This window comes from Corallococcus aberystwythensis (genome assembly GCF_003612165.1).
GTDB classification, from domain to species: domain Bacteria; phylum Myxococcota; class Myxococcia; order Myxococcales; family Myxococcaceae; genus Corallococcus; species Corallococcus aberystwythensis.
Genome location: NZ_RAWK01000153.1, coordinates 1 through 24291, shown reverse-complemented (window position 1 = coordinate 24291; position 24291 = coordinate 1). Strand labels below are relative to the sequence as shown.

Sequence of the window (24291 nt, the reverse complement as noted above, 5' to 3'; positions counted from 1 at the left end):
GGCGGTGGCGCCGCCGCCTGTGCGCGCGAGGCCGCCGCGAACGAGACGCCGTTCAGCTCCTTCAGCAGGAACGCCACGCGCAGCAGGTGATCCACGTCCTGCGGCACGTCCTGGAGCAGCTGCCCCAGCGAGCGCACCCCGTCGATGAAGGACAGCGCGCGCACCTCGTGCGGCGTCAGCCGCAGGTCGCTGGAGGCCACCCGGCCCCCGGACTTCATGATGGGCATGGGCAGCACGTAGGCCAGCCGCCGCTTGAGGTCCGCCGTCGGCATGCGGCGCACCTGGTCGCTGAGCAGCGCCCAGCGGTTGCCCAGCGGCATCGCCTTCTGCGCGGGCAGGTCGCGCACCTCGAAGGTGAACGTCCCGGACTCCGCGCGCAGCGCCTTGCCCAGGATGCCCAGCGCCCGCTGCGCCAGCTGCGTGAACGCCGTCGCCGGCTGGAGCAACCCCAGCCCGAAGAGCGCCGCGAGCAGGTCCCCTCCGAAGCGGTCCTTCGCGCCTTCCGCCTGCTGGAGCTGCTCCGCCGTCAGGAGCCGCGCCCCCATCAGCGACACGCCCAGCGCGTCCTCCGCGTGCGACGAGTCCACGAACTCCGGGCTGCCCTTGCGGAAGTGGATGGACAGCGTGCGGTCCGAAAGCCCCAGCGTCAGCAGGCCCGTCTGCTCGCCCGCGGCGATGCGCCCATACAGCTGCATGGGCGAGCACTGCTGGAGCTGACCCTGCGGCGGCACCGTGTTGGTCCCGTCATCCGCGGGAGCCTGCGGGGGCGCGGCCGGACGGGCCGCCGCGGCCGGAGCCGCCCCCGCGCCAGCGGGAGCTCCTGGTGGACGGGCTCCCGCGACGGGAGGGCCCGGAGGCCGCGCGGCCGCGACAGGACGTCCCGCCGCGTCAACGGCCGGACGCGCCGCTCCGGGACCGGGCCGCATCGCCCCAGGGCCCGCCATGGGCATGGCACCCGGACCCGCGGCGGGCGCCGCCCCGGGGCCCGCCATGGGCACGGCCGCCGGACCCGCGCCGGGCGCGGAGCCAGGACCGGGCGGAGGCGGCGGGACGATGGCGGCGGGCGAGGATTGCAGCAGCGACGCGGGCGCGCCGTCCCCCCACAGCTCGCGGGGGAACGCGTCCCGCACCTCCGGGAAGCGCCACGGGAAGGCGAACTGCAGCCCGTCGTTGGAGACCTGGAGCTTGCCCTGGATGGAGCCGCTGTCGATGAGCAACTCGATGGTCGCCCCCGTCAGGGGCCCCCAGGTGGTGCCCCGATCGTTGCGCACCCAGTATTGCCGGACTTCACCCTCCGCCATGTGCCGTCCTGCTCCCACTCCCTCGACCGCCGGGAAGACGGAATTTTATCGCTGCCCGTGCCCGCCTCCAAGCGGACGTCCTCGCGCGAGCGGGCAGTCGGGGTGTTTCAGGGCTTCGCGCCCTCCATCGCCGCCAGCCCCACGCTGGCCAGGCACGCCGCGTCGGCCTGCTGCTCGGCGGGCGGGTCGAAGCAGTACACCTCGCTGTCGAAGACCTTGCAGATGCCCGCCGGGGTGCCCGCGCACGCCACCTTGCCGTAGGCCGTGGTGCAGTTGTAGCCGCACACCGGGCCTGTCTCGCTCAGCTTGCACTGGGGCGCGGGCAGGCCCTTGCCCCACGCGCAGAGCGCCGCGGGCGACGGGTCGAAGCAGGTGACGTGGCCGTTCTGCGCCTTGCACACACCTAGGGGCGTCTTCGCGCAGCGCACGCCCTCGGAGGCGTTCACGCAGTTGAAGCCGCACGCCACCTGCAGGCCGTTGCTGACGCACTGCGCGCGCGGCACCTGCCGGCCGAACACCGCGAACACCGCGGCGGGCGGGTCGAAGCACGTCACGTTGCCGCCCTGGCTGCGGCACACGCCCGCGGGCGTCTTCGCGCACTGCACCTTGCCGAAGTCCGTGACGCACCCGTAGCCGCAGCCCACCACCCCGTCGATGGTCTTGCACTCCGACTCCGGCAGCCCCGCGCCGTACGCCTTCACCACGTAGGCGGGCGGGTCGAAGCAGACGGCCTGCCCGTCGATGACGGTGCACTTGCCCTGGAGCGTCTGGGCGCACCGCACGCGCTGTCCATCCGACTTGCACGCATAGCCACAGGACACGTGCCCGTCGATGGAGCGGCACGTGGCGGTGGTGGGGTCGGGCGGCGAGGGCGGCGCGGCGAGCGTCAGTGCCAGCACGGTCATCAGGGTCGCGAGCATGGAGCCCATTGACCCCCAAGCTTCCGTGCGACGCAAGCAACCGGCCAGGACGGCGCGGCGCCCGGGTGATAAGCGGGCGCCATCGTGGACCTGGACGTCAGCGCTTTGAAGTTGGGGCTGTTGTGTGTCGCCGCGTTGAGCGCGGGCTTCGTGGACGCCATCGCGGGAGGCGGCGGACTCATCACGCTGCCCGCGCTCCTGACGGCGGGCCTGCCCGCGCACGTGGCGCTGGGCACCAACAAGGGCCAGTCCGTGTTCGGCTCGGGCGCGGCGCTGGTGCGCTTCGCCCGCGCGGGCCTGGTGGACAAGAAGCTGGCGAAGGTGACGTTTCCCTTCGGCCTGCTGGGCGCGTTCGGCGGCGCGGCGCTGGTGCTGCTGCTCAAGCCGGAGGTGCTCAAGCCGCTGGTGCTGGTGCTGCTCATCGCGGTGGCGGTGTTCCTCGCCTTCCGCCGCACGCCTCCGAAGCGCGACGGCGTGGAGCCCTCACCCCGGCCGCGCGCGCAGGCCATTGGCGCGCTCATCGCGCTGTGCATCGGCACCTATGACGGCTTCTTCGGCCCGGGCACCGGCACGTTCCTCATCGTGGCGTTCTCGTCGCTGCTGGGCCACGGGCTGGCGCGCGCGTCCGCGGACGCGAAGGTGGTGAACTTCGCCTCCAACCTGGCGTCGGTGACGCTCTTCGCGCTCCGGGGCGTGGTGCTGTGGAAGGTGGCGCTGCCCATGGCCGCCGCGCAGTTCACCGGCGCGTGGCTGGGCGCGCACGTGGCGGTGAAGGGCGGCGACAAGCTGGTGCGCGTCGTGGTGCTGGGCGTGGTGGCCGCGCTGGTGCTGAAGCTGGGGCACGACGTGTGGCTGGGCTGGGCGGGCTGAAGCGGCGCGCCGCGGCCTTCAGCCGATGTGCACGAGCAGCGCCAGGCCGCGCTTCGCCACCGAGGCGGTGAACTTCTGGAGCTCCACGAAGTAGGAGAGCAGCTCCTCCAGCGGATCCACATCCTCCGCGGGCTCCTCCTCGTCCCAGGTGCCGGGGTAGATGTCCTCCGCCTGGAGCCGCGCCGGGTCGAAGCGCTGGCGCAGGTCCTCCACGGACGTCTTCTTCAGCGCCTCCGCCAGTGCCTTCACGGAAGGAACGTCGAACACGCGCGCGGTGCCTTCATCCGAGGGGATGTCGCCCACGTCCTCGCCGCCGCGCACGAGGAAGTCCAGGGGCGGGGTGCCCTCCCACGCCGTGCCGGTGAGCAGGTACTGCAGGCCGTGCCACGCCTCGCCGATGTCCAGCTCCAGGAACGCCGCGCCCTTCGCGTCGCCGAAGTCCTCCTCGTCTTCCAGGAAGGGCTCCAGCGCTTCAGGCGCCTTGCGCAGGGCCAGGCGTTGGGTCTCGGTGGTGCTGCGCAGCGTGCAGAGCATCTCCATGGGGCGGGCTACTCCACGACGACGAGCTTGGCGTTGTTCTCCACGGCGGTGCCTTCCTTGGCGAACACCTCCGTGACCTTGCCGGCCTTGGGGCTCTTGAGCTCGTTCTCCATCTTCATGGCCTCCACGACCACGAGCCCCTGGCCCTCCTTCACCTCTTCACCCACCTTGACCAGCACCTTCACCACCTTGCCGGGCATGGGCGCGAGGATGAGCTGCCGGCCCTCCACGGAGAAGCTGCCCGCGGCCGCGCGCATGCGCAGCTTGCGCTCGTCCGCCACGTCGGTGCGGTTCACCTGCCCGCGCACCAGCGTGCCAATCTCGTCGCCGTTCTCCTCGAACTCGACGTTGTAGGACTGGCCGTCCACCAGGAGCGACAGCGTGCCCTGCTCCACGGAGAGCGCGTCCACCTGGTATGTCTTGCCGTTCACCGTGAGCCGGTAGCGGTCCTGGCCCAGCGACTCCAGGTCCACCGGGACCGCTTCCTTCTGACCCTGCTGCTGCTTCGTGAAGTAACGCATGGAGAAAAGGTCCTTCCTTGGGCTTGGGCAGGAAGCGGATCAGCGGCGGCGGCTCTTCAGCGCCAGGCGCCACGGGCTGATGCGGCCGCTGGCGTCACCGCCACCGCTGCGCGACGGCAGCGTCTTCGCGCGCTTCTGGTCGCGCTGGAAGGCGTGCAGCGTGCTGGCGAGCAGCGCGACCTCGCTGAGCTTCGGGTCCTCCTCGCCCAGCAGCGCCGTGTGATGGCGGGTGAGGAAGCTGGTGTCGTAGTCCCCGCCCACGAACTCCGGGTGGGACAGGATGCCGTGCAGGTAGCGGATGTTGGTGGTGATGCCCTTCACCACGTACTCGGACAGCGCCCGCTTGGCCCGCGCGATGGCCTCCTCGCGCGTGGCGCCCCACACGGACAGCTTGGAGATCATGGGGTCGTAGAAGTTGGGCACCGTGTAGCCCGCGAACACGCCCGAGTCGTCGCGCACGTTCGGGCCGCTCGGCACGCGCAGCGCGTGGATCTTCCCGGGGCTGGGCATGAAGTTGCGCGCCGGGTCCTCCGCGTACACGCGCACTTCGATGGCGTGACCGCGCGGGGTGGGGGCCTCGAAGAGGGGGAGCTTCTCACCCTCCGCGGCCTTGATCTGCATGGCCACCAGGTCCAGGCCCGTGACCCACTCGGTGACGGGGTGTTCCACCTGGAGGCGGGTGTTCATCTCCAGGAAGTAGAAGTTGCGGTGCACGTCCACCAGGAACTCCACCGTCCCGGCGCCCACGTAGTTGACGGCCTTGGCCGCCTTCACCGCGACCTCGCCCATCTGCGCGCGCAACTCCGGCGTGAGGATGGGGCTGGGCGTCTCCTCCACCACCTTCTGGTGACGGCGCTGCGCGGAGCACTCGCGCTCGTTCAGGTGGATGGTGTTGCCGTACTGGTCCGCGAAGACCTGGATCTCGACGTGGTGAGGCTTCTCCAGGTACTTCTCGATGTAGACCGCGTCGTTGCCGAACGAGCTCATCGCCTCGCTCTTGGCGGAGCGCCACGCGGAGTCGAAGTCGCCCATGCCCTCCACGCGGCGCATGCCCTTGCCACCGCCGCCGCCGGCGGCCTTGAGCATGATGGGGAAGCCGATCTTCTGCGCGTACTCGCGCGCTTCCTCGATGGTGGCGATGGGCTCGGTGGTGCCGGGGACGACGGGCACGCCCGCCTTGATCATGTTCGCGCGGGCGCGGGTCTTCTCACCCATGGCGTCCATGGCGGCGGCCGGCGGACCGATGAAGGTGATGCCGGCCTTCTCGCAGGCGCGCACGAAGGACGCGTTCTCCGACAGGAAGCCATAGCCGGGGTGGATGGCGTCCGCGCCGGACTGCTTCGCGACCTCCAGGATGCGCTCCTGCACGAGGTAGCTCTCACGCGAGGGCGGGGGGCCCACGAAGTAGGCCTGGTCCGCCGTGCGGACGTGCAGGGCGGAGCGGTCTGCTTCGGAGTACACCGCCACCGTGGCGATGCCGAGGTCCTTGCAGGTGCGCATCACCCGGATGGCGATCTCGCCGCGGTTGGCGACGAGCACTTTGCGGATCTTGGGCATGGGCGCCCGTCTACCATGGGGCGCCCGGGATTGCCTGCCCCTACTTGCGCAGGTTCAGGTACTGGTCCATCAGCTGCTTCGCCTGGGTGAGCTTCGCTTCCACGAAGCGGTCGTCCTCGTCCGGCTCCGGGGGCGGGGCGGGGTGCGCGGGCGCCTCCACGGGCTTGCCGTCCGGGCCAAAGTCCACCGCGGCCGCAAGCAGGTTGCGCGCCGCATTCCCGCTGAAGAGCCGGGCCACGGTCGTCGTCTCCACGTCCAGCCAGCGCGCGGCCTGGCGCAGGACGTCCAGGTACTCGCCTTCCATGGCTCGGGGGGGGCGGCTAGGGGCGGCCATGCAGACGCGCGCGTAGCTGTGCTCGCGGTCCACGTACATGCCCATGGAGCGGTCGCGGAAGTCCTTGGAGAGCGCCTGCGTCATCGCGTCCAGGTGCTCCTCGGGGGAGGACACCTTGCCGGACGTCTTGCCGGAGACGAGGGGAATTTCCGCCACGTGCCAGCCGCCGTCGGCGAGCGCGTCGGGACGGGACTCCACCCACTTGACCTCGGGCGTGGGCAGGTCCAGCCCTTCGCACACGCCCTTGAGCGTCTGACGCAGAGCGGTGAGGTTACCTTCGACGTCGGAGAGGAAGAGAACGAGTCGGCGCTGCTGGGACACGTGGGGGGCTCCTTGAGTGGCCCCGTGAAAGCCCCGGCGTTAGCTGAGAATTTCCGGAAGTAGCGACGCCCGCCTGCCCCCCTGGCGACGGGGGGCGAGCGGGCGCGGTCCGGGACTACTTCTACAGCGGGATGTTGCCGTGCTTGCGGGGCGGGTTCTCCTGCCGCTTGTCCTTGAGCATCTCCAGCGCGCGGATGACCTTGGCGCGGGTCTCCTCCGGGCGGATGACCTCGTCGATGTAGCCCAGCTCCGCCGCCTTGAACGGGTTGGCGAACTTCTCGCGGTAGTCGTCCGTGAGCTTCTTGCGCTCGGCGTTGGCGTCCTGGGCCTTGAGCAGCTCGTTGCGGAAGATGATGTTCACCGCGCCCTCAGGACCCATCACGGCGATTTCGGCGGTGGGGTAGGCGTAGTTGATGTCCGCGCGGATGTGCTTGGACGCCATGACGTCGTACGCGCCGCCGTAGGCCTTGCGGGTGATGAGCGTGATCTTGGGGACGGTGGCTTCCGCGTACGCGTAGAGCAGCTTGGCGCCGTGGGTGATGATGCCGCCCCACTCCTGGTCGGTGCCGGGGAGGAATCCGGGCACGTCCACCAGCGTGAGCAGGGGGATGTTGAAGCAGTCGCAGAAGCGCACGAAGCGCGCGGCCTTCACGCTGGCGTCGATGTCCAGGCAGCCGGCGAGCACCGCGGGCTGGTTGGCGACGATGCCCACGCTCTTGCCGTTCATGCGCGCGAAGCCGACGACGATGTTCTTCGCGAAGTGCTCCTGCACCTCGAAGAAGTGCTTGGAGTCCACGATGGCGCGGATGATCTCCTTGATGTCGTAGGGCTTGTTCGGGTTCGCCGGGACGATGCTCTTCAGCGACTCCTCGGCGCGGAACGGGTCGTCCTCGCACGGCTGCGCCGGCGGGTCCTCCTGGTTGTTGGAGGGCAGGAACGAGAGCAGCTCGCGCGTCATGGCGATGGCGGCCTGTTCGTTCTCCGCGGCGAAGTGGGCCACGCCGGACTTCTGGTTGTGCGTGAGCGCGCCGCCCAGGGACTCCTTGGAGACCTCTTCGTGCGTCACCGTCTTGATGACGTCCGGGCCGGTGATGAACATGTACGACGTGTCCTTCACCATCATGATGAAGTCCGTGATGGCGGGCGAGTACACCGCGCCGCCCGCGCACGGCCCCAGGATGAGCGAAATCTGGGGGACGACGCCGGACGCCAGCGTGTTGCGCAGGAAGATGTCCGCGTAGCCGGCGAGGCTCTCCACGCCTTCCTGGATGCGCGCGCCGCCGGAGTCGTTGAGCCCGATGACGGGCGCGCCCACGCGGGTGGCCAGGTCCATGATCTTGCAGATCTTCTGGGCGTAGGCGCCGGACAGCGAGCCGCCGAAGACGGTGAAGTCCTGGGCGAAGACGAACACCTGGCGGCCTTCCACGGTGCCGTAGCCGGTGACGACGCCGTCGCCCAGAATCTTCTTGTCGCCCATGCCGAAGTCGTGGCTGCGGTGGGTGACGAACTTGTCCAGCTCGCTGAAGGAGCCGGGGTCGAGGAGCAGGTCGATGCGCTCGCGGGCCGTGAGCTTGCCGGCCTCATGCTGCTTGGCGATGCGCTCGGCGCCGCCGCCCTGCTCGGCCTGCTGCTCCATCTGCTGGAGCCGTGCGCGCAAGGGATCGTTCTCGGGGGTCGTGGCCATGGGGGGCGCTCTAACACGATTGAAGGTCGGTGGCAGCGCTTCCCTTGCCTCTGGAGGGGGGGACGGACGGCCGGGCTTCATGTGCACAGGGCGGGAACGGGACGGAAGTTCAGGATTTCCGACACCGCGTCCGGGGGCCGGCGCGGGGAACCAGGGAGGCTGGCGATGCATGCGAGGCCGGGGACACTGCAGGTGGGGGCGTTCCGGGGGGTTCCCATCCGGGTGCACTTCTCCCTGTTGATCGCGCTGCCGTTGTTGGCGCTGTCGTTCGGCCAGGCGCTCCAGCGGGCCGCGGAGACGGCGGATGTGCCGCCGGAAGCGCTGGGCGGGCACCCGTGGGCGTGGGGCCTGGCGGTGGCGGTGGGGCTGTTCGTGTCGGTGCTGCTGCACGAGATGGCGCACACGTTCTATGCGCTGCGGCACGGCGGCGAGGTGCACGGCATCACGCTGATGATTGTGGGGGGCGTGTCGGAGCTGGCGGAGGTGCCCAAGCGCCCCCGGGACGAGGCGTTGATGGCGCTGGTGGGACCGCTGACGAGCCTGGGGCTGGCGGCGTTGCTGGGCGCGTTGACGTGGGGGGTGCACGGCCTGGGGATGTTCCAGGTGCAGTTCGCGCTCTTCACACTGGCGATGCTCAACGCGGTGCTGGGGGTGTTCAACCTGGTGCCGGCGTTCCCGATGGATGGGGGGCGCATCGTGCGCGCGGCGCTGACGCCAAGGCTGGGGATGGTGCGGGCGACGAAGGTGGCGGCGGCGCTGGGGCGGGTGTTCGCGGTGGCGTTCGGCGTGTGGGGCGTGGTGACGCTGAACCCGTTCACGCTGGTGGTGGCCTTCTTCGTGTTGATGGGCGCGGAAGGAGAGTCGCGGCAGGTGCGGATGAAGGCGCTGCTGGAGCAGGTGAAGGTGGAGGCGCTGATGACGCCCCGGATGGTGGGCGTGGACCTGGACCTGTCGATGGAGGACGCGCACTGGGCCCTCAGGCGCGAGCACGTGGGCATGCTGCCGGTGACGAGCGCGGGGCGGCCGGTGGGGCGCGTGACGTGGGCGGCGGTGCAGGCGGTGCCGGAGGCGCAGCGCGAGAGCTACATGGTGCGCGACGCGATGGAGGACGGCGTGGTGGCGGAGCTGGGGGAGGACGGATGGACAGCGCTGCGCAGGATGGCGGAGGCGCGCGTGCCCGTGGTCGCGGTGGTGGATGAGGACGGGCTGCTGGCGGGGACGTTGGATTGGAATGACCTCCAGCGAGGGCTGACGCTCGCGGAGGAGGCGGAGCGGAACAGGTCGCGGACGGGCTGGCCGCGGGAGCGGACGGTGTAGGTTGGATAGGGGGCATCCACCCTGATAAGTGGGGCCCTCCATGTCCTCGTCGCTGTCACTCAAATGCGGCCTGCTGCTCGGCTTGATGGCATTTCCGGCGCTGGCCCGAGAGCTTGAAGAAAAGATCAGGATCCGGACGCTCCAGGTTCCTGCCCATCCCGGGCAGGAAGCGCCATCCATCTATGTTTCCGCGCAGGTGGCGAGCGTGCTGCGCTTCGAGCAGGACGTCGACGCCGCGAAGACCCGGCTGCTCTCGTGGGAGGGCCGGTTCGAACCCCTGCTCATTGGGAGCAAGAAGGTGGTTATCGAGCCGCTGCGCGACCTGGATGAAGGTGAAGCGCTACCGCTCCACGTGACGCTCGCGGATGGGACCGCGTTCACGTTCCTCGTGAGGCCGAAGCGCCGCGAGGACTGGGGGTGGATCGACTACCAGGTCAATGTGTTCAAGGACCCTGGCAGCTACAACGAGGTGCTTTCAGGGCTGTATGACGCGCTCAACCGCGAGCGTGAATTGCGTGAGGAGAACGAGCGGTTCAAGCAGGAGGAGAACTCCGTCGACCATGCCTACGCGACGCTTCTCGCCAACGGTGAGGTGGGGAAGACGCCATTTCGTCGCAAGCGGGTCTTCCGGTTGCGCAACGAGGACATGGACATGGTGGTCGAGGTCTTCAAGGGACCAGGGAAGGCAGCCGCCGTGGTGACCTTGCGGAACACGGTGCTTCGGGAGCCGTGGAGGTTCGAGAGTGCCTCCGTGACCCGTGATCTCTCCCTCGGCACGGCGCGTCCATTCGCGCTGCGCATGGACCAGCCGGTGATCGTCCCTGGCCAGTCGGGGCGGATCGCGGTTGTCGTGGACCGGAGCTCTTTCGAGCAGAAGGGCGGACAGTTTGCTGATCTGGCCCTCCAGATCTTCCGGGAAGATGGGCTCCTCCAGGTCGCCGTGGCGATGGAACATGCGCTGGTTCGGCAGTAGAAAAGTCGCCGCCATGCCCACGACACAGGCCCTGCTGCTCAGTACTTTCGTCCTGCTCTCTGCGTCCTCTGGATGCACCAGCAGCGGTGTGTCGCTGCGCCCGGATGGCACTCCCGGTCCGCAGGAGTGCTCGGAGGAGGCCAAGCGGACGATGCGGGCCTTGAAGCTGCGTGTAGGCGATGCGCAGTTGGTGGAACTCGACGCGAACCAGATTGGCTCACGCCGTCCCACGCTCTACGACGGTCCGATTGAAAGCATCCTCGAGGAGGACTTCGGCACGCTGGAGGCGACGACCCGCTTGTACGGACAGGTCTGGACCAGCGGTCCGCAGGTCGTCATCCGGTACTACGAGGCCCATCCACCGGACAGCGAGAAGTTCCCCATCTGTGCCGTGGCCCGGCTCAGCCAGGACCAGATGCGGAAGAGTCCTGACTCGAAGCCTGGGATGGCGATCCTCGAAGGCTCCACCGCGGCGGCCTACGTCGTGGATGCGTTCCGGTAGCGGACGGCGTAGCGAACCGGCTGAATAGGTCCACTCCAACCGCGTCCGGACGGGTGTCTCCCACAAGGAAGCCCCATGAAGAGCCTGCTGGTTGGAATGATGTTGGCGTCGACGCTGAGTGCCGCTCCCTCGAAGACGGTGACGTTGGTGGGCACGGTGCACAGCGAGGACATCGGCAACCAGACCTCCAGCCGGGCCACGTGGCTGCCCACGCAGCCCAAGCGCATCGAGCAGTTCGAGTTGCACCTGAAGCGCCCCATGAAGGCCGTGCAGTTGGCGTACCAGTGCCACCTCCAGGACCTCGGTGACTCGGGGTGGCTGCCGGAGGGCACGCCCTGTGGGACGCAGGGCGAAGCACGGCGCCTGGAGGCCTTCGGCATCCGGCTGCGCGGCGAGGGGGCGCATCTGTATACCGTGCGCTACTGGTGCAAGGTGGAGGGCATGGAGCGCCCCATGGGACCGCTCACGGACGGCGCGATGTGCGGCTCCACCGGCGAGGGCCGCAAGCTCTTGGGCATGCAGGTGGAGCTGGTGCGCAAGTAGGGGTCCCTGGAGAGGGCCGTTGGCGTTCCGGTATCCTGGGCGTCCATGAAAGACGGCTACGTCGTTCTCGATTACTCGGTGCTGGAGGAGGACATGTCCAGCGTCATGACCTCCCACCTGAAGAAGTATGTCGATGCCAAGACCGACTCCGCCCATGGCCTGAAATACTTCAAGTCCTACCGGGTGAAGGACCCCGCTGGCTTTGTCTGCGACATGAGCGAGCCGAACAAGTCGCTCTTCGACGCCACCCAGTTCATCAGGGGACGGCTCTCGAGCTTCAGCTCAAGCCACATCAAGATCCTGGTCGCTGGACATGGCCAGTACAACGAGAACCGCGGGCTCGTCGCGGGAGGTGCGACCGGCACGAAGCTGGGCGTGCGGAACCAGAACATCGCCGACCACATCCACCGGATCACCTCTGCCTTCAAGGACACGTCGATCCGCTGGAGCATCGCGCTGTGCATCTGCTTCGCCGGACGACCCACGGTCGGCTACGAGTCCCAGGTCACCCAGGACAGCCTCTTCAGCGACAGCCTGTCCGGGCAGCTGGCCCAGGCACTCCAGAAGAAGCTCGCGGACTTCACCCTCAAGGCGAACTTCACCTCGGTGCGCGTGGGTGACTCCGGGCATCTCAATGCCGACCGGGATCTGGATCAGGTGAACAAGTTCCAGTTCATGCGGAAGGAGTCACTCGCACGCGTCCGGTATCGGCGTGGATTCGAGTTCTGGGGCAACAAGAGCGAGGAAGGCCCCATCGTGGACTGGCGCATGTGCTGCTCGCTGGCGTTCGCCGCGCTCCAGTCTGGAGTCACGGATGACAACGTGGACTCCAAGGAGATGCAGTCCGCCTTTCTTGAAGAATTCGTCACCGTGGCCAGGGACGTCGCCGAGGACAACGCGCCCTTCGCGGAGTCACTGGAGGAGTTCCGCGCGGACCTGGGCGACGTCTTGAACTACAGACTGATCGACATGCATCTCCAGTCCTATGAGGTGACGAACATGGAGAAGGCAAACAAGATTGTCTGGACGTGCGCCAGGGGCCAGCTCTCCCACGCGGTCACGATCCGGGAGGCATAGGTCTCAGTTCTTCTCCGGCAGCGACCAGTTCATCTGGAACCGGTGAGAACCATTGGGTGCACTGTCCAGCCAACCGGTGATGCTGTCGCTCTTGGCGAGCAGGGGACCCAGCTCCGTGCTCGCGCCGAAGAACGCGGCCAGGCGTTCGTCGCCCATCACGTCCATCAGCGACACCTGGGACAGGCCTCGCGCCAGCTTCTTGGGGTCCAACGTGAACTCCACCGCGCGCTTCAGCGGCCCGCCCTTCTCCGGCAGGGACGCGAGCATTGCCTGCGTCACCGTGGAGTCGTTGCCGAACACCAGCTGCTTGCCCTTGAGCCGCACGTAGACGCTGCCGCCCTTGGCCTCCATCGCGTAGCCGTCCTCCAGCGCCTTCGCGCCGGGGAACTTCGCCAGCGGGGCCAGCGCCGCCTTCACCGCCGCCGCGTCCGTCACCTCCGCCGCCAGCGCCTGCTTCGCCGCGAAGAAGCGCACCTCCGGCTTGCGCAGCGAACCCTTCACCGCCACCGAGTCCACCCCGAACAACACCTGCCCCGTCAGCTGCTTCGCCAGCGCGTCCGTCACCGCCTTCACGTCTTCCGCGGGGCACGTGGGACACACCGTCCGCACCGCGTCCGCCACGGAGTCCACCGCCTGCGCCACGCCCGTGGGCGCCACCTGCGCTCGCGCGAACAGCAGGCCCGCGGGGGACATGGCCCCGTAGGGGCTGGTGCCCTTGGCCTGGAAGGGCGGCAGGGGCAGCTTCGTCGCCGTGCCCTCCACCTTCAGCCCCGTGGCCGTGCCGTCCAGCGCCACCACGCCGTCCTTCGTGGACACGAACAGCACGCCCGGCACCGTGGCCATCCGAGCGTCCGCCGCCGGGGCCTTCTGCGCCACCAGCTTCGCGGCCTCCTTGCGGAGCGCGTCGTCCGAGTCCGTGCTCAGGAAGGCGCACGCCTCCTGGCCCTTGATGACGTAGCCCCCGAAGCCGCCCGAGGCGCTGGGCGCGCGCAGCGTCGTCACGCCCTTCACCGTGCCCGCCTTCACGTCGCCGCTGCGCGCGAGCACGTTCGCCGTGGCTTCCTGGAACACCTTCGCGTCCTTCACCCGCGTGCACGCGATGCGGCCGTCCTTCCGCATGGACACGGACAGGGGCCCCGTCGCGTCGATGCCCATCGCCTCCATCGCCTCCGGCTTCGCCAGGTCGAGCGGCAGGATGGGGTGCAGCTCCCCACTCCACGACGCCGGGTTCAGCATCTGGGAGTACGCCCCCGCCCGCGTCAGGAACGCGTTCAACCCCTGCGCCTGGTCGAGCTGGGGGATGTGGAGGACCGTCACCGTCGAGGCGGCGACGCGGGGCGCGGGTGCGGCCGCCAGCGTGGCGGCAAGAGCAAGGGCGAGCATGCCCCCACCTGAAAGCGACCCACCGTCCCTGTCAAGGCACTCCCACCCGGGACGCCCACCACCAACGTCCGCGAAGGCGCCCGCCTGCCCTACGCCGGCAGCCGCCCCGTGTTGGCCCAGTCAATCATCCGCTCCGCCAGCTCCTCCGCGTTGCGGCGCAGGTAGGCCAGCTGCAACACCTCGTCGTCCGTGCACGCCAGCGCCATGCGCACCCGCACGCTGTCCACGAACCGCAGCACCTGCCCGATGCTGAGCGACGCCCGGTCCTCCAGCGCCCCGGCGAACTCCGCCACGTCCGCCTCCACCGTGAAGCCCTCCGCCAGGAGCGCCGCCACCAGCGCGGACCGCGACACCCGGTGCTCACGCGCCCGCACGTCCTGGAGCTGAAGCCGCCACGGCTGCGCCTCCCAGCGCGCCCCGCCCGCGACGGCGCCCGACCGCTCACGCCCGCCCTGCGTCCGCGACTCCATGGCTCGCATCATCCGTGCCCCCTCTTCCGACAAGACCTGGGTCCATCCACGGGCATGACCGGCATCCGGCCTCGCGTCCGCCAGCTGGGCTCGCGGAGTAGAGGCTTTGCTGGAAAAACGCCTTCCCCCCGTTTTCTTGCCCGCCCGGAGGGACGCTCGAACTGTCATGCACGGACACTCCTGGTTGCTCCCGCTTTGAGGGATTGTCGGGAGGCGGGGCGAGTGGATCGCGACCCGGAGCTGGGGCGGGCGTTCACTCGGGGACAGTGGGCGGCCCCTGGGACGGATTGGGTCGGAACCCGGAATTCCCGCATCGTTCGGAGTCCTGGTTCCGGGGGACGGGGTGGTCGGCCGCGTCCTTGTCGGGCCAGTCACGGCCTTCCGGGGGGAAGCCATGCCGAATCTGCTCGATCTGCCACGTCAGGCATTGATGGACCTGCGCTCGCGTCTCAGCCACCTGCCGCTCGTGTCCCACCTGCACCGCCGGCACGCGCCCAACAGCCTGGCCCTGTCCAGTCCCTCGCCACAAGACTCCCTGCTGGCGGATCCGCAGCGCGTGGAGGTGTGGCGCCGCGCGGTGGAGCGCTACGTGCGCCCCAACCAGGTGGTGGTGGACGTGAAGGCCGGCACCGGCCTGCGCACCTTCCTGGCCGCGCACCAGCACCCGCGCAAGCTGTACGCGGTGGATGAGTCGCGCCTGCTGGACACCACGCAGTGGGTGGCCCGCCGCAACGGCCTGGACCGCATCGACTTCGTGCGTGAGCCCACCTGGCACTTCCAGCCGCAGGAGAAGGTGGACGTGCTGCTGCACGAACTCATGGGAGACGCGCTGCTCGACGCGGGGCTCGTGCCGCGGATGCTGGACCTGCGCTCGCGCCTGCTCAAACCCGGGGGCCGCATCCTGCCCAACCGCTTCGAGGTCTTCGTGGAGCCCGTGCAATTGCGCGAGGAGGCGTGCGTCCCGTTCATCTGGACGCAGCAATTGCCCCACGTGGACTTCCGCTGCCTCCAGTCGCTGCGCGAGGCGATGAGCCCGTCGTACTTCACGCGCATGGTGCGCTCCTACGAAGTGGACCACCTGCTGTGCGAGCCGGAGCCCGCGTTCGCGTTCGACCTGGAGACGATGCGCGCGGACGGGCTGCCTTCGCGCGTGCGCATCCGGCGGCCGGTGGAGGAGGACGGGCGGGTGGACGGCTTCTGCCTGTTCTACAAGGCCTTCTTCGACGCGGAGCTGGCCTTCAACGTGTCCCCGCTGCGCGAGCGCAACACCACGGCGATGACGCTCTTGCGCGTGGAGCCTCGCGAGTTCAGCCGCTACGACACGCTGGACTTCGAATTGGAGCTGCCCAACCCGTCCGACCCGCGCACCTGGCGGTGGCAGTTCACCTGACGGCAGTGCCGGAGCCCGGAGTGATGCCCGGTGGACAGCCATGCTGCCTCCGGGTGTCGCCGCAGGTGGGCGCACTGCCTAGCTTGCACTCCACATGCGACCGTTCCGGCTCCTCGTCCTGCTCCTCGTGTCCGTTGCCGCGCTGCCCGCGGCGGCCCAGTCCCCCCGCACCGTGGCGGGCGTGTGTGGCCGCACCAACTGGGTCTGCGTGTCGGAGTGCATCGACGCGGAGTGCGTCGACAAGTGCATGCGCGAGGGGTGCGAGGACGCGCTCAAGCGGCTGAAGTCCTGCACGAGCAAGGCGGCCTGCGCGCCGGACGACACGGTGTGCGCGGCGAAGTCGTGCGGGCTCACCTGTGAGAAGTCCTTCGAGCCCGCGCCCAAGAGCCCGGAGAAGCTGGCGTCCAACCCGTGCGAGGGCGACAAGGCCCCCAAGGGCACCCCGGTCCCGCAGGAGCTGGTGGGCACGTGGGTGCTGTCCGCGGCGAGCATCCCGGACGTGGACCAGGGCGCGGAGGAGCGCATCGACGTGCAGCCCCGGTCCGACTACGCGCGGGCGCTGCAACTGACGCCCAACGGGTGCTTCGTGCTGCGCACCAAGCTGGATGACGCGACGCTGGGGCGCGGCAGCACGCTGGACGTGCGCGCGTGGGGCCGGGTGGAGGTGAAGGACAAGAAGCACCTGGCGCTGCGCACGAATGACGGACAGGCCGTGGGTCCGGTGTGCGGCAAGGAGCGCGTGGTGCCCCTGTCGAAGGGGAAGTTCAAGGGCGGGGAGTTCACGTACGCCATCGAGGAGAAGGACTCGCTCGTCCTCACGGTGCCGGGCGCCACCCGGCAGACGTTCCAGTTCGAGCGGGAGAAGCAGGAGGCGCCGGAGCCGCAACCCAAGCCGTAAGGAGGACCTTGCCCCCACGGGGGCGCACGGGTGAGAAGACGCCATGGCAGGCCGCGAGCGGATGGCGAGCATGGACGCGGCGTGGCTCCAGATGGAGGAGCCCGCGAACCTGATGATGATCACCGCGGTGCTGTGGTTCGACGGCGCCGTGGTCGGCGAGCGGCTGCGCGCGGTGTTGCAGGAGCGGCTGGTGGAGCGCTACCCGCGCTTCCGGCAGCGCGTGGTGTCCGGACCGCTGGGCGCGCCGCACTGGGAGGACGCGCCGGACTTCAACCTGGAGGAGCACCTGTCCACGCTGCGCGTGCCGGAGGCGGCGGGGCGCGCGGGGTTGGAGGCGCTCGTCGGGGACTGGCTGGGCGTGCCGTTGGAGCGCTCGCGTCCGCTGTGGCACTTCCACCTGGTGCGGGGCGCGCCGGGCGGGGACGTGCTGCTCGCGCGGCTGCACCACTGCATGGCGGACGGCATCGCGCTCGCGCGCGTGCTGCTGTCGCTCACGGATCCGGTGGACGCGGCGGGGACTCCTGCGCGCACGGTGGCGCGGGAGGAGGGGGATGAGGGCCTCCCCTCCGAGGACGCGCGGCAGCTCCGGGCTCCGGGATGGATGCGGCTGGCCCGCGGCGCCCGCTCCGCGCTGCGCAAGGGCGCGGAGTTGGTGCGCGAGCCCATCCTCGCGGGTGACCTGGTGCGCGACGGCGCGAAGGGCGCGGCGGCGCTGGGGAAGCTGCTCGTGCTGCCTCCCGACCCCCGCTCTCCTCTGCGTGGGCCGCTGGGGAACCGGAAGCTCGCCGCGTGGTCGGAGCCCATCGCGCTGGAGCGGGTGAAGGCCGTGGGCCGGACCCTGGGCGGCACGGTGAACGACGTGCTGCTCACGGCGCTGACAGGGGCGCTGCGGCGCTACCTGGCCTCGCGGGACGCGCCGCTGGAGGACGTGCACGCGCTGGTGCCCGTGAACCTGAGGCCGCTGGACGCGCCGGTGCCTCGCGAGCTGGGCAACCACTTCGGCGTGGTGTTCCTGCGGCTCCCCGTGCACCTGGCGGAGCCCCGCCGAAGGCTTCGCGAAGTGGCGAAGCGGATGGAGCACCTCAAGCGCTCGCCGGAAGCGGTGGTGATGTCCGGGATGCTGGAGCTCCTGGGCCGCACGCCCGCCGCGCTGGAGCGCGCTGTCGTGGATGTGATTGGCACCAAGGCGTCGCTCGTCGCCACCAACGTGCCCGGTCCCCGCCAGCCGGTGTCGCTCGCGGGCAGCCGGCTCGCGGGACTCACGTTCTGGGTCCCCCAGGCCGGTCACGTGGGCCTGGGGGTCAGCCTCTTCAGCTACGCGGGGCAGGTGACCGTGGGCGTGGCCTCGGATGCGTCACGCGTGCCCGACCCGGGGACCCTCGTCGCCGCGTTCCAGGAGGAGCTGGACGCGCTGGAGACGATGGCCCCCTGAGCCCTACTTCGCGAAGAGCTGGTGCGGGTCGTACTTGCCGCGCACTTCCTTGAGCTTCGCGCGGATGGCGTCCGGCCACGCGCTGTCGAAGTGCTCCGCGGAGCGGGCCTTGCCCATGAAGTTGATGGTCATCTCCGTCGACAGCCACGGCGTCAGCTCCGCGCGCAGGCCCTCCGTCGCGCCGGGCAGCACCGTGTCGAAGAGCGGCGGGTGCATGCCCACCAGGCCGATGACGAAGTTGCCGCCGCGGCCCCCCACCGCCGAGCCGCCCGCCACGTCCCGCCAGCTGGCGCCGCCCAGGTGCCGCACCTCCAGCATGAAGTACGGCGTCTGCACGCCCGCGCCCACGTGAGGCAGCACCGTGGTGGCGAAGTCCTGGTCCACGTGGGTCAGCATCATGCCGTTCGTCCACGCGGGGCTGGGCTGATCCGGATCATTGTGGATGCGCGCCATCTGGGACGCGGGCAGCTCGCTCAGCATGTCCAGGTACACGGGGGCCAGCGCGCGCAGGGGCGCCGCGAGCTTCGCGCCCTCTTCCGTGGAGCCCGGGTATGCGAAGCGCAGGTTGATGACCGTGCGGCCGCGCAGCGGAGGCGGGATGAAGTCGAACGGCGGGAAGCGCATCACGGCGATGCTCGTGGACACGCGCGCGTCCGCCTCCGACGTCCACTTCACCCAGCCGCGCAGCACGGCCTCGATGTGCTCCTCCGCGAAGAAGAGGCTCCCCGCGTAGAGCGAGCGCAGCTCCACCAGCTTCACCTTCACCTGCGTCACGATGCCGAAGCCGCTCTTGCCGCCGCGCAGGCCCCAGAAGAGGTCCGGGTGGTGCTCGGCGCTTGCCTCCACCGTCTCACCGTCGGAGGTGACGAGCGTGTAGCCGACCACGTAGTCGGAGCTGACGCCGTGGCTGCGCACCAGGGGCCCCAGGCCGCCGCCCAGCAGGTAGCCCACCACGCCCACGTTCGTGGACGAGCCGGCGATGGGGGCCAGGCCGTGCTTCGCGGCCTCCGCGATGACCGGCTCCCAGCGCGCGCCCGCGCCAATGGTGGCGATGCGCGTCGCCGCGTCGATGCTCACCTGGTTCAGCGCCTTCGTGGAGATGAGTACGCCGGAGGTGACCGGCGCGTACGTCCCGTGCCCCGTGGCCTGCACGGCGACGGGCAGCTGGTTCTCGCGGGCGAAGCGGATGGTTTCCGCCACGTCCTGCGTGGACCTCACCGCCACCACGTACGGAGCCGTGTGGTGGACCAGCACGTTGAAGCCAGCGCACTCCGGTGCATGGCCCGCGTCGTCGGGCGTGTAGACGGGGCCGCTCACGCGGCTGGCGAGGGTCTGGGGCATGGGGCGTTGCTCCTTCGTGTCAGCCAACCCTTGCGGGCCGGGAGGGGGGCTCGGGTGAGGCACGTTGGCACGTCGAGGGAGTACGCGCGCGAAGCAGCATAGGCCTGGACGCCCGGGCCGTACACGGACGCCTGCCCTACAGCAGGCCGTGCTCCTCCAGCTTGTTGTAGAGCGTGCGCCGGCTCACCCCGAGCAGCCGCGCCGCCAGCGTGCGGTTGTCACCCGCGCGCTTCAGCGCATCCACCAGCGCCTCCTTCTCCACGTCCTTGCGCCGCGACTCCAGCGTGACGGAGTCGGACGGGGATGGAGGAAGGGGCGCGGCGACAGGTGCGGGCGCGATGCCGGGTTGGCGTGAGAGCTCGCGCGCCACGTCCGCGCCGGTGAGCACGGGCCCGTCGGAGAGCACCACCAGCCGCTCCAGGAAGTTCTGCAGCTGGCGCACGTTGCCGGGCCACGGTTGGGTCTGGAGAGCGCGCAGGCCGTCCTCGCTCAGCGTGAAGGGCGGCCGGCCGTTGGTCTTCGCGTGCACGTCCAGGAAGTGGCGGGCGAGGAGCGCGATGTCCTCCGGCCGCTCGCGCAGCGTGGGCAGCCAGAGGGGCACCACGTTGAGCCGGTAGAAGAGGTCCTCGCGGAAGGTGCCCCGGCGCACGCCGTCCTCCAGCGCCTGATGCGTGGCCGCGACGAAGCGCACGTCGACCTTCACGGTCTGCGTGCCGCCCAGCCGTTCGAACTCGCGCTCCTGGAGCACGCGCAGGAGCTTCACCTGCACGGCGGGGGACACGTCCCCAATCTCGTCGAGGAACAGCGTGCCGCCGTGCGCCAGCTCCACGCGGCCGGGCTTGCGCGTCGCCGCGCCGGTGAAGGCGCCCTTCTCATAGCCGAACAGCTCGCTCTCCAAGAGCGTGTCCGGGAGCGCCGCGCAGTGCAGCTTCACGAACGGCCCCGCGCGCCGGGGGCTGTTCTCATGCAGGGCCCGCGCGGCCAGCTCCTTGCCCGTGCCGGACTCGCCCCGGAGCAGCACGGTGGCGGTGCCCTGGGCGGCCTTCACCAGCAGCGACTTCACCTCCGTCATCGCGCGGCTTGAGCCCATCAACAGGCTGTCCAGCGCCTTGCCCTCGCCTCGTGCGGGCTGGGGCGTGTTGCTCGCCTGGAGCAGCGCCTTCTTCAGCGTGAAGAGCAGCTCCTCCCGGTCGAAGGGCTTGAGCACGAAGTCCGCCGCGCCCGCCTTCATCGCCTCCACCGCGAGCGGCACGGTGCCATGCGCCGTCATCAGCAGCACGGGCACGTCCGGCCAGCCGCGTCCCACCTCCGCGAGCAGCTCCATGCCGCTCATGCCCGGCATGCGCACGTCGCTCAAGACCACGTCGATGGGCCGGCGCGCGAGCAGGGCCAGGGCGTCCTTCGCGTTCGAGGCGGGATGCGGGGTGAGGCCCGCCTGGGTGAGCAGCGCGCCCAGTACCTTGATGAGCGCGGGATCATCGTCGACCACCAGGACGTGGCCCTTCAGTGTGTCGCTCACGCGGCTTCTCCCTCGGATGCCAGGACCGTGGGGACGGTCGTTGCCGGCAGGCGCAGGCGGAGGATGGTGCCATGGCCCTCGCCGCTCGTCAGGGACGCGGTGCCGCCGTGCGCCTCCGCCACGCGCCGCACGAAGGCCAGCCCCAGGCCGCTGCCCGTCGCCTTGGTGGTGAAGAAGTCGTCGAAGGCGCGCTCCCGCGTGCGCGCGTCCATGCCGGTGCCGGTGTCCTGTACCTCCACCACCACCGCGTCGCCGTCCTGCCGCGTGCGCACGGTGAGGGTTCCGCCCGCGGGCATGGCCTCGAAGGCGTTGCGCACCAGGTTCTCCAGCGCGTTGGCGAGCAGGTCCTCGTCCGCCGCGCATTCAGGCAGGTGGGGGGCGAGGTCCTTCTGGAGCGCCACCGCTCCCGGTGTCGCGAAGGCCTGGAGCGACAGCACGCCTTCCACCAGCCGGTTCAGGTCCAGCGGCCGGCGCAGCGGTTCGACCCGCGCGAGGCGCTGGTACGTGCCCGCCACGCGGTCCAGGCGCTCCACCTGTTCCAGCAGCAGGTCCAGGAAGTCCCCGTGCGCGTCCCAGGAGTGGCCGCGCGCGTGCTCTTCCTTGAGGTACTGCGCGGCGCCCTTGAGCGCGGCGATGGGGTTCTTCAGGTCGTGCGCCATCTGCGCGGAGAAGCGCCCCAGCGTGGCCAGTTGCTCCAGGCGTTGGCGCTGGGTGACGAAGCCGGTGACGACCCTTCGCGCCGCCGCGAGCAGGGCGAAGGTGATGGCGGTGGTGCCCACGACGAGCGCCCCGGATTCGGCGGCGAAGACGCGGAAGAGCGCGAGGTAGGCGAGCACGCCCACCAGCGCGAGCACGACCGCGTGCACCGCCGCGCTCGTGGCGCGCGAGTCCTGGCCGAAGAGCTGGAAGCGCAAGGACGCGGTGGCCATCACCGGCAGGCCCAGGAGGGTGCCCACGTTGCCCAGCTTCGGCACGGGCAGGGCCATGTCCGCCGCCAGGTCCGTGAGCAGCAACGCGACGAGCAGCGCCAGGCCCAGCAGCACCAGGCCCGCGCGGGCCCGTTCGTCCGCGGAGCCCGCGCGGCGCAGGTGGCGCGTGAGCAGCACGAAGCCCGTGGTGAGGATGGGAATGACGCCCAGGGCGACCACGAGCCCGAAGCGGAAGGTGTTGATGCGCTCCTCCAGCGCGGGCACGCCCATGGCCACGAGCATGGTCAGCGCGAGCGCGCTCATCACCGCGTAGGTGCCGTACAGCACCCGGGCGGAGCGGCGGCGGCGGCCCACGAACGCGAGGATGAAGTGCACCGCGCACGGCAGCGTCATCAGCGCCGCGGCGAAGCCCATCAACCGCCAGCCGGAGTCCCCGGAGCGCGCGAGCCCGAAGGCGGAGAAGTTCCAGGAGGACAGCGCGATGGACAGGAGCGACAGCGGCAGCGCGAGGGGACTCCTGCCCACGCGGGCGAGCGCGATGCCGGCGAGGGCCAGTTGCCCCGCGCACGCCAGCAGGCTGACCCACATGGCGCCCGTCATCGCGCGCCTCTGGGGCTCCGCACGACGGCAAGCGTGATGCGTGCGAGGGCGTGGTGCCCCGCGCACGCCAGCAGGCTGAGCCACATGGCGCCCGTCATCGCGCGCCTCCGTGGCTCAGAGCATGCCCAACCGGCGGGCGTTGGCGGGGTCCACCGCCGCGGACTCCCAGCGCCGCACCGCGGCCTCGCGCTCCGCGTCCGGCGCGTCCGCGTAGTAGCCCAGCGTGTCGTGCAGGGCGCGGCTCAGCTCCTCGATGGCGGCGAGCCGCACGTCCAGCTCGCGGTGGCGCAGCGCGGCCACCAGCCAGTCCGCGCGGCGGCGGCTGCGGTTCTCCGCCCACCACGCCGACCACTGGCGCGGCTGGAGGCCCAGCGTGGCGCGGGTGACTTCGCGCAGCGCCTCCGCGGCGGCCTGCGCGCACATCGCGTCGTCGCTGCCGGTGAGGTTGATGAGGCCCTCGATGGCGTCGCGGTCGTGCAGCGTGCCCAGCGCGCGGGCCGCCAGCGAGCGGCGCAGGGCGTCCCGGCTGGCCAGCTCCTGGCGCAGGTCGCGCAGGGACGCGTCCAGGCGCGGCAGATGCTTGAGGGCGGCGGCGGCGATCCGCGCGGCGCTGGAGATGTCCGGCTCCATGTCGAACAGGCCGCGCAGCACGCCGTCCACCAGCTCCGCGTAGGGCAGGTTGCCCGCGGTGAGCAGCGCCAGGTAGCGCGTGTCCGCGTCGTTCGAATCCAGCAGCGGCGCCAGCGCGACGGCCGCGGGACGGCCCAGGCGCGACAGGGCGGCGGGGATGGGGCCCAGCTCGTCCGCCTCCGGCAGCTCCACGACGGGCAGCCGGCTCCAGGCGGTGGGGCCGGGGAAGTGCTGCGCGAGCACCCGGGCGCTGGCCTCCGGTGAACGGGCCAGCTCCGCGATGGCGCTGGAGCGCTGGGACGCGTCCGGACCGGTGAGCCGGCGCAGGAGCGGCGTGAAGTCCGGGGGCGGGCGCTCCTCCGGGGACAGCACGCGCGGGGGCAGGGCGGCGGCACGGCCCAGGTTGGCCACGCCGCCCCGGCCGAAGACGGGGTTCCACCCCAGGCCCGCCACCACGGCGGGCGCGGGCGCGGGCTGGACGGGGGCCGGGAAGCCGGGCACGTCCACGTCGATGGTGATGTCCTCTTCGGGCGCGCGCAGCTCGGACACGCGCTGCTTGCGGAAGAGGATGAGGTCCTGGAAGGCGGCCGGCAGGTCCTGGCAGAACAGGATGTAGTCGCTCAGCCGGCGCTGGCTCATCGGCTTCTGGCCGCAGTCGCCGTAGAGGATGGCCACGAGGCGGCCCTTCACCTCCACCGGGTACAGGAAGACGGTGCGCGGGGCCTGGCGGCCGAAGAGCTCCAGGTAGTGCCGCGTGAGCGCGTCCGGCGGCAGCGGGCCCGCGTAGCTGCCGCGCGTGACGGCGACGGTGCGGAAGACGCTGCTCGCGTCCAGGGGGATGGAGACGAGGGACAGGGCGTTCGCGTCCAGCCCTTCGCCGCGCGCGTCCCAGCCTCCGGCGGCGCCACGCACGACGGCGAAGGCGGCCACGTAGTCGAACGTGCGGCGGCCGAAGCGCAGCGCCACATCCAACAGGCGGTCCAGGTCCCGCGTCGCCTCACGCAGCGCGGAGCGGGCCTGGGGCAGCGTCCATTCCGGCACGGCGGCATCCGGCGCGTTGGAGGCACCCGGGATGGGAGCGGGCTCCTGCGCGCGCGGACGGTTCGCGCCCGGGGTGGACGCGGGGTTGCTGAAGATGATGAACGACGGCTCGCCCCGGGGCGCCGGGGGAACGGGCGGCGGGGTCGGCGTGCCGGCCTGGGCCGCGCGGGCCTGCTGCTCGGGCGCGGGCGGCCACAC

At 70.6% G+C, this 24291-nt stretch carries 21 protein-coding genes and 1 pseudogene; 9 read left to right on the top strand and 13 right to left on the bottom strand.

Translation table 11 applies throughout. From position 1 onward, the window contains the following. Together D7W81_RS24310 and D7W81_RS24305 are read right to left on the bottom strand one after the other, a co-directional pair. A partial coding sequence (locus tag D7W81_RS24310) for a DUF4388 domain-containing protein (protein WP_368773749.1) occupies positions 1 to 1301 on the bottom strand: 1301 nt, incomplete at its 3' end. 107 nt (positions 1302 to 1408) lie between these two features. Continuing rightward, positions 1409 to 2221, bottom strand: coding sequence for a hypothetical protein (locus D7W81_RS24305; protein WP_120557775.1), 813 nt, complete (start codon positions 2219 to 2221; stop codon positions 1409 to 1411). A gap of 84 nt (positions 2222 to 2305) precedes the next feature. Between D7W81_RS24305 and D7W81_RS24300 the strand changes: the two genes are divergently transcribed. Beyond that, positions 2306 to 3091, top strand: a complete 786-nt coding sequence (locus tag D7W81_RS24300; protein ID WP_120557773.1) for a TSUP family transporter — start codon at positions 2306 to 2308, stop codon at positions 3089 to 3091. 18 nt (positions 3092 to 3109) lie between these two features. Here D7W81_RS24300 and D7W81_RS24295 read toward each other — a convergent pair whose 3' ends face one another. From D7W81_RS24295 to D7W81_RS24275, 5 genes are all read right to left on the bottom strand, one after another. Next, complete coding sequence (locus D7W81_RS24295; RefSeq protein ID WP_120557772.1) at positions 3110 to 3631, bottom strand: YfbM family protein; 522 nt, start codon at positions 3629 to 3631, stop codon at positions 3110 to 3112. 8 nt (positions 3632 to 3639) lie between these two features. Further along, positions 3640 to 4152, bottom strand: a complete 513-nt coding sequence (locus D7W81_RS44180; RefSeq protein WP_120557771.1) for a biotin/lipoyl-containing protein — start codon at positions 4150 to 4152, stop codon at positions 3640 to 3642. A gap of 39 nt (positions 4153 to 4191) precedes the next feature. Beyond that, on the bottom strand, positions 4192 to 5709 hold the full coding sequence (accC, locus tag D7W81_RS24285; RefSeq protein WP_120557770.1) for an acetyl-CoA carboxylase biotin carboxylase subunit: 1518 nt from the start codon (positions 5707 to 5709) through the stop codon (positions 4192 to 4194). A gap of 40 nt (positions 5710 to 5749) precedes the next feature. Beyond that, on the bottom strand, positions 5750 to 6364 hold the full coding sequence (locus tag D7W81_RS24280; protein ID WP_120557769.1) for a hypothetical protein: 615 nt from the start codon (positions 6362 to 6364) through the stop codon (positions 5750 to 5752). A gap of 121 nt (positions 6365 to 6485) precedes the next feature. Then, positions 6486 to 8048, bottom strand: coding sequence for an acyl-CoA carboxylase subunit beta (locus D7W81_RS24275; protein WP_120557768.1), 1563 nt, complete (start codon positions 8046 to 8048; stop codon positions 6486 to 6488). Between the two features lie 165 nt (positions 8049 to 8213). Here D7W81_RS24275 and D7W81_RS24270 point away from each other — a divergent pair, with 165 nt between their 5' ends. From D7W81_RS24270 to D7W81_RS24250, 5 genes are all read left to right on the top strand, one after another. Next, a complete protein-coding gene (locus D7W81_RS24270) occupies positions 8214 to 9365 on the top strand; it encodes a site-2 protease family protein (protein ID WP_120557767.1) in 1152 nt (383 codons plus the stop codon). Between the two features lie 40 nt (positions 9366 to 9405). Beyond that, positions 9406 to 10338, top strand: a complete 933-nt coding sequence (locus tag D7W81_RS24265; RefSeq protein WP_244227391.1) for a DUF2381 family protein — start codon at positions 9406 to 9408, stop codon at positions 10336 to 10338. Between the two features lie 13 nt (positions 10339 to 10351). Next, positions 10352 to 10840 carry a serine/threonine protein kinase gene (locus D7W81_RS24260; RefSeq protein ID WP_120557766.1) on the top strand — a complete coding sequence of 163 codons (489 nt, stop codon included), beginning with the start codon at positions 10352 to 10354 and terminating at the stop codon, positions 10838 to 10840. 75 nt (positions 10841 to 10915) lie between these two features. After that, positions 10916 to 11383: a hypothetical protein gene (locus D7W81_RS24255; RefSeq protein ID WP_120557765.1), complete on the top strand. Its 468-nt coding sequence runs from the start codon at positions 10916 to 10918 to the stop codon at positions 11381 to 11383. A gap of 45 nt (positions 11384 to 11428) precedes the next feature. Continuing rightward, positions 11429 to 12460: a hypothetical protein gene (locus D7W81_RS24250; protein ID WP_120557764.1), complete on the top strand. Its 1032-nt coding sequence runs from the start codon at positions 11429 to 11431 to the stop codon at positions 12458 to 12460. Between the two features lie 3 nt (positions 12461 to 12463). Here D7W81_RS24250 and D7W81_RS24245 read toward each other — a convergent pair whose 3' ends face one another. Then, positions 12464 to 13843, bottom strand: coding sequence for a hypothetical protein (locus D7W81_RS24245; RefSeq protein WP_120557763.1), 1380 nt, complete (start codon positions 13841 to 13843; stop codon positions 12464 to 12466). 89 nt (positions 13844 to 13932) lie between these two features. Beyond that, positions 13933 to 14325 carry a hypothetical protein gene (locus D7W81_RS24240; protein WP_120557762.1) on the bottom strand — a complete coding sequence of 131 codons (393 nt, stop codon included), beginning with the start codon at positions 14323 to 14325 and terminating at the stop codon, positions 13933 to 13935. Positions 14326 to 14707: 382 nt separating this feature from the next. On the opposite strand from D7W81_RS24240, the gene D7W81_RS24235 reads away from it, so the two are divergent. The 3 genes from D7W81_RS24235 (at position 14708) to D7W81_RS24225 (ending at position 18033) form a co-directional block, all read left to right on the top strand. Continuing rightward, positions 14708 to 15703: a class I SAM-dependent methyltransferase gene (locus D7W81_RS24235; protein WP_120557761.1), complete on the top strand. Its 996-nt coding sequence runs from the start codon at positions 14708 to 14710 to the stop codon at positions 15701 to 15703. 94 nt (positions 15704 to 15797) lie between these two features. Continuing rightward, on the top strand, positions 15798 to 16601 hold the full coding sequence (locus D7W81_RS24230; RefSeq protein ID WP_120557760.1) for a hypothetical protein: 804 nt from the start codon (positions 15798 to 15800) through the stop codon (positions 16599 to 16601). A 43-nt stretch (positions 16602 to 16644) separates the two neighbouring features. Next, positions 16645 to 18033 (top strand): WS/DGAT/MGAT family O-acyltransferase, encoded by a 1389-nt coding sequence (locus D7W81_RS24225; protein WP_120557759.1) that lies wholly within the window; start codon positions 16645 to 16647, stop codon positions 18031 to 18033. Positions 18034 to 18036: 3 nt separating this feature from the next. Here the strand turns inward: D7W81_RS24225 and D7W81_RS24220 are convergent, their stop codons facing one another. The 4 genes and pseudogenes from D7W81_RS24220 to D7W81_RS24205 form a co-directional block, all read right to left on the bottom strand. Next, positions 18037 to 19374, bottom strand: coding sequence for an FAD-binding oxidoreductase (locus D7W81_RS24220; protein ID WP_120557758.1), 1338 nt, complete (start codon positions 19372 to 19374; stop codon positions 18037 to 18039). 136 nt (positions 19375 to 19510) lie between these two features. Then, a complete protein-coding gene (locus D7W81_RS24215) occupies positions 19511 to 20893 on the bottom strand; it encodes a sigma-54-dependent transcriptional regulator (RefSeq protein ID WP_120557757.1) in 1383 nt (460 codons plus the stop codon). After that, entirely contained in the window at positions 20890 to 22422 is a 1533-nt protein-coding gene (locus D7W81_RS24210; protein ID WP_120557756.1) for a sensor histidine kinase, read from the bottom strand. The genes D7W81_RS24215 and D7W81_RS24210 overlap by 4 nt, the downstream gene beginning before the upstream one ends. A gap of 114 nt (positions 22423 to 22536) precedes the next feature. Continuing rightward, a pseudogene (locus tag D7W81_RS24205) lies at positions 22537 to 24291 on the bottom strand (GspE/PulE/PilB domain-containing protein); the annotation flags it as partial.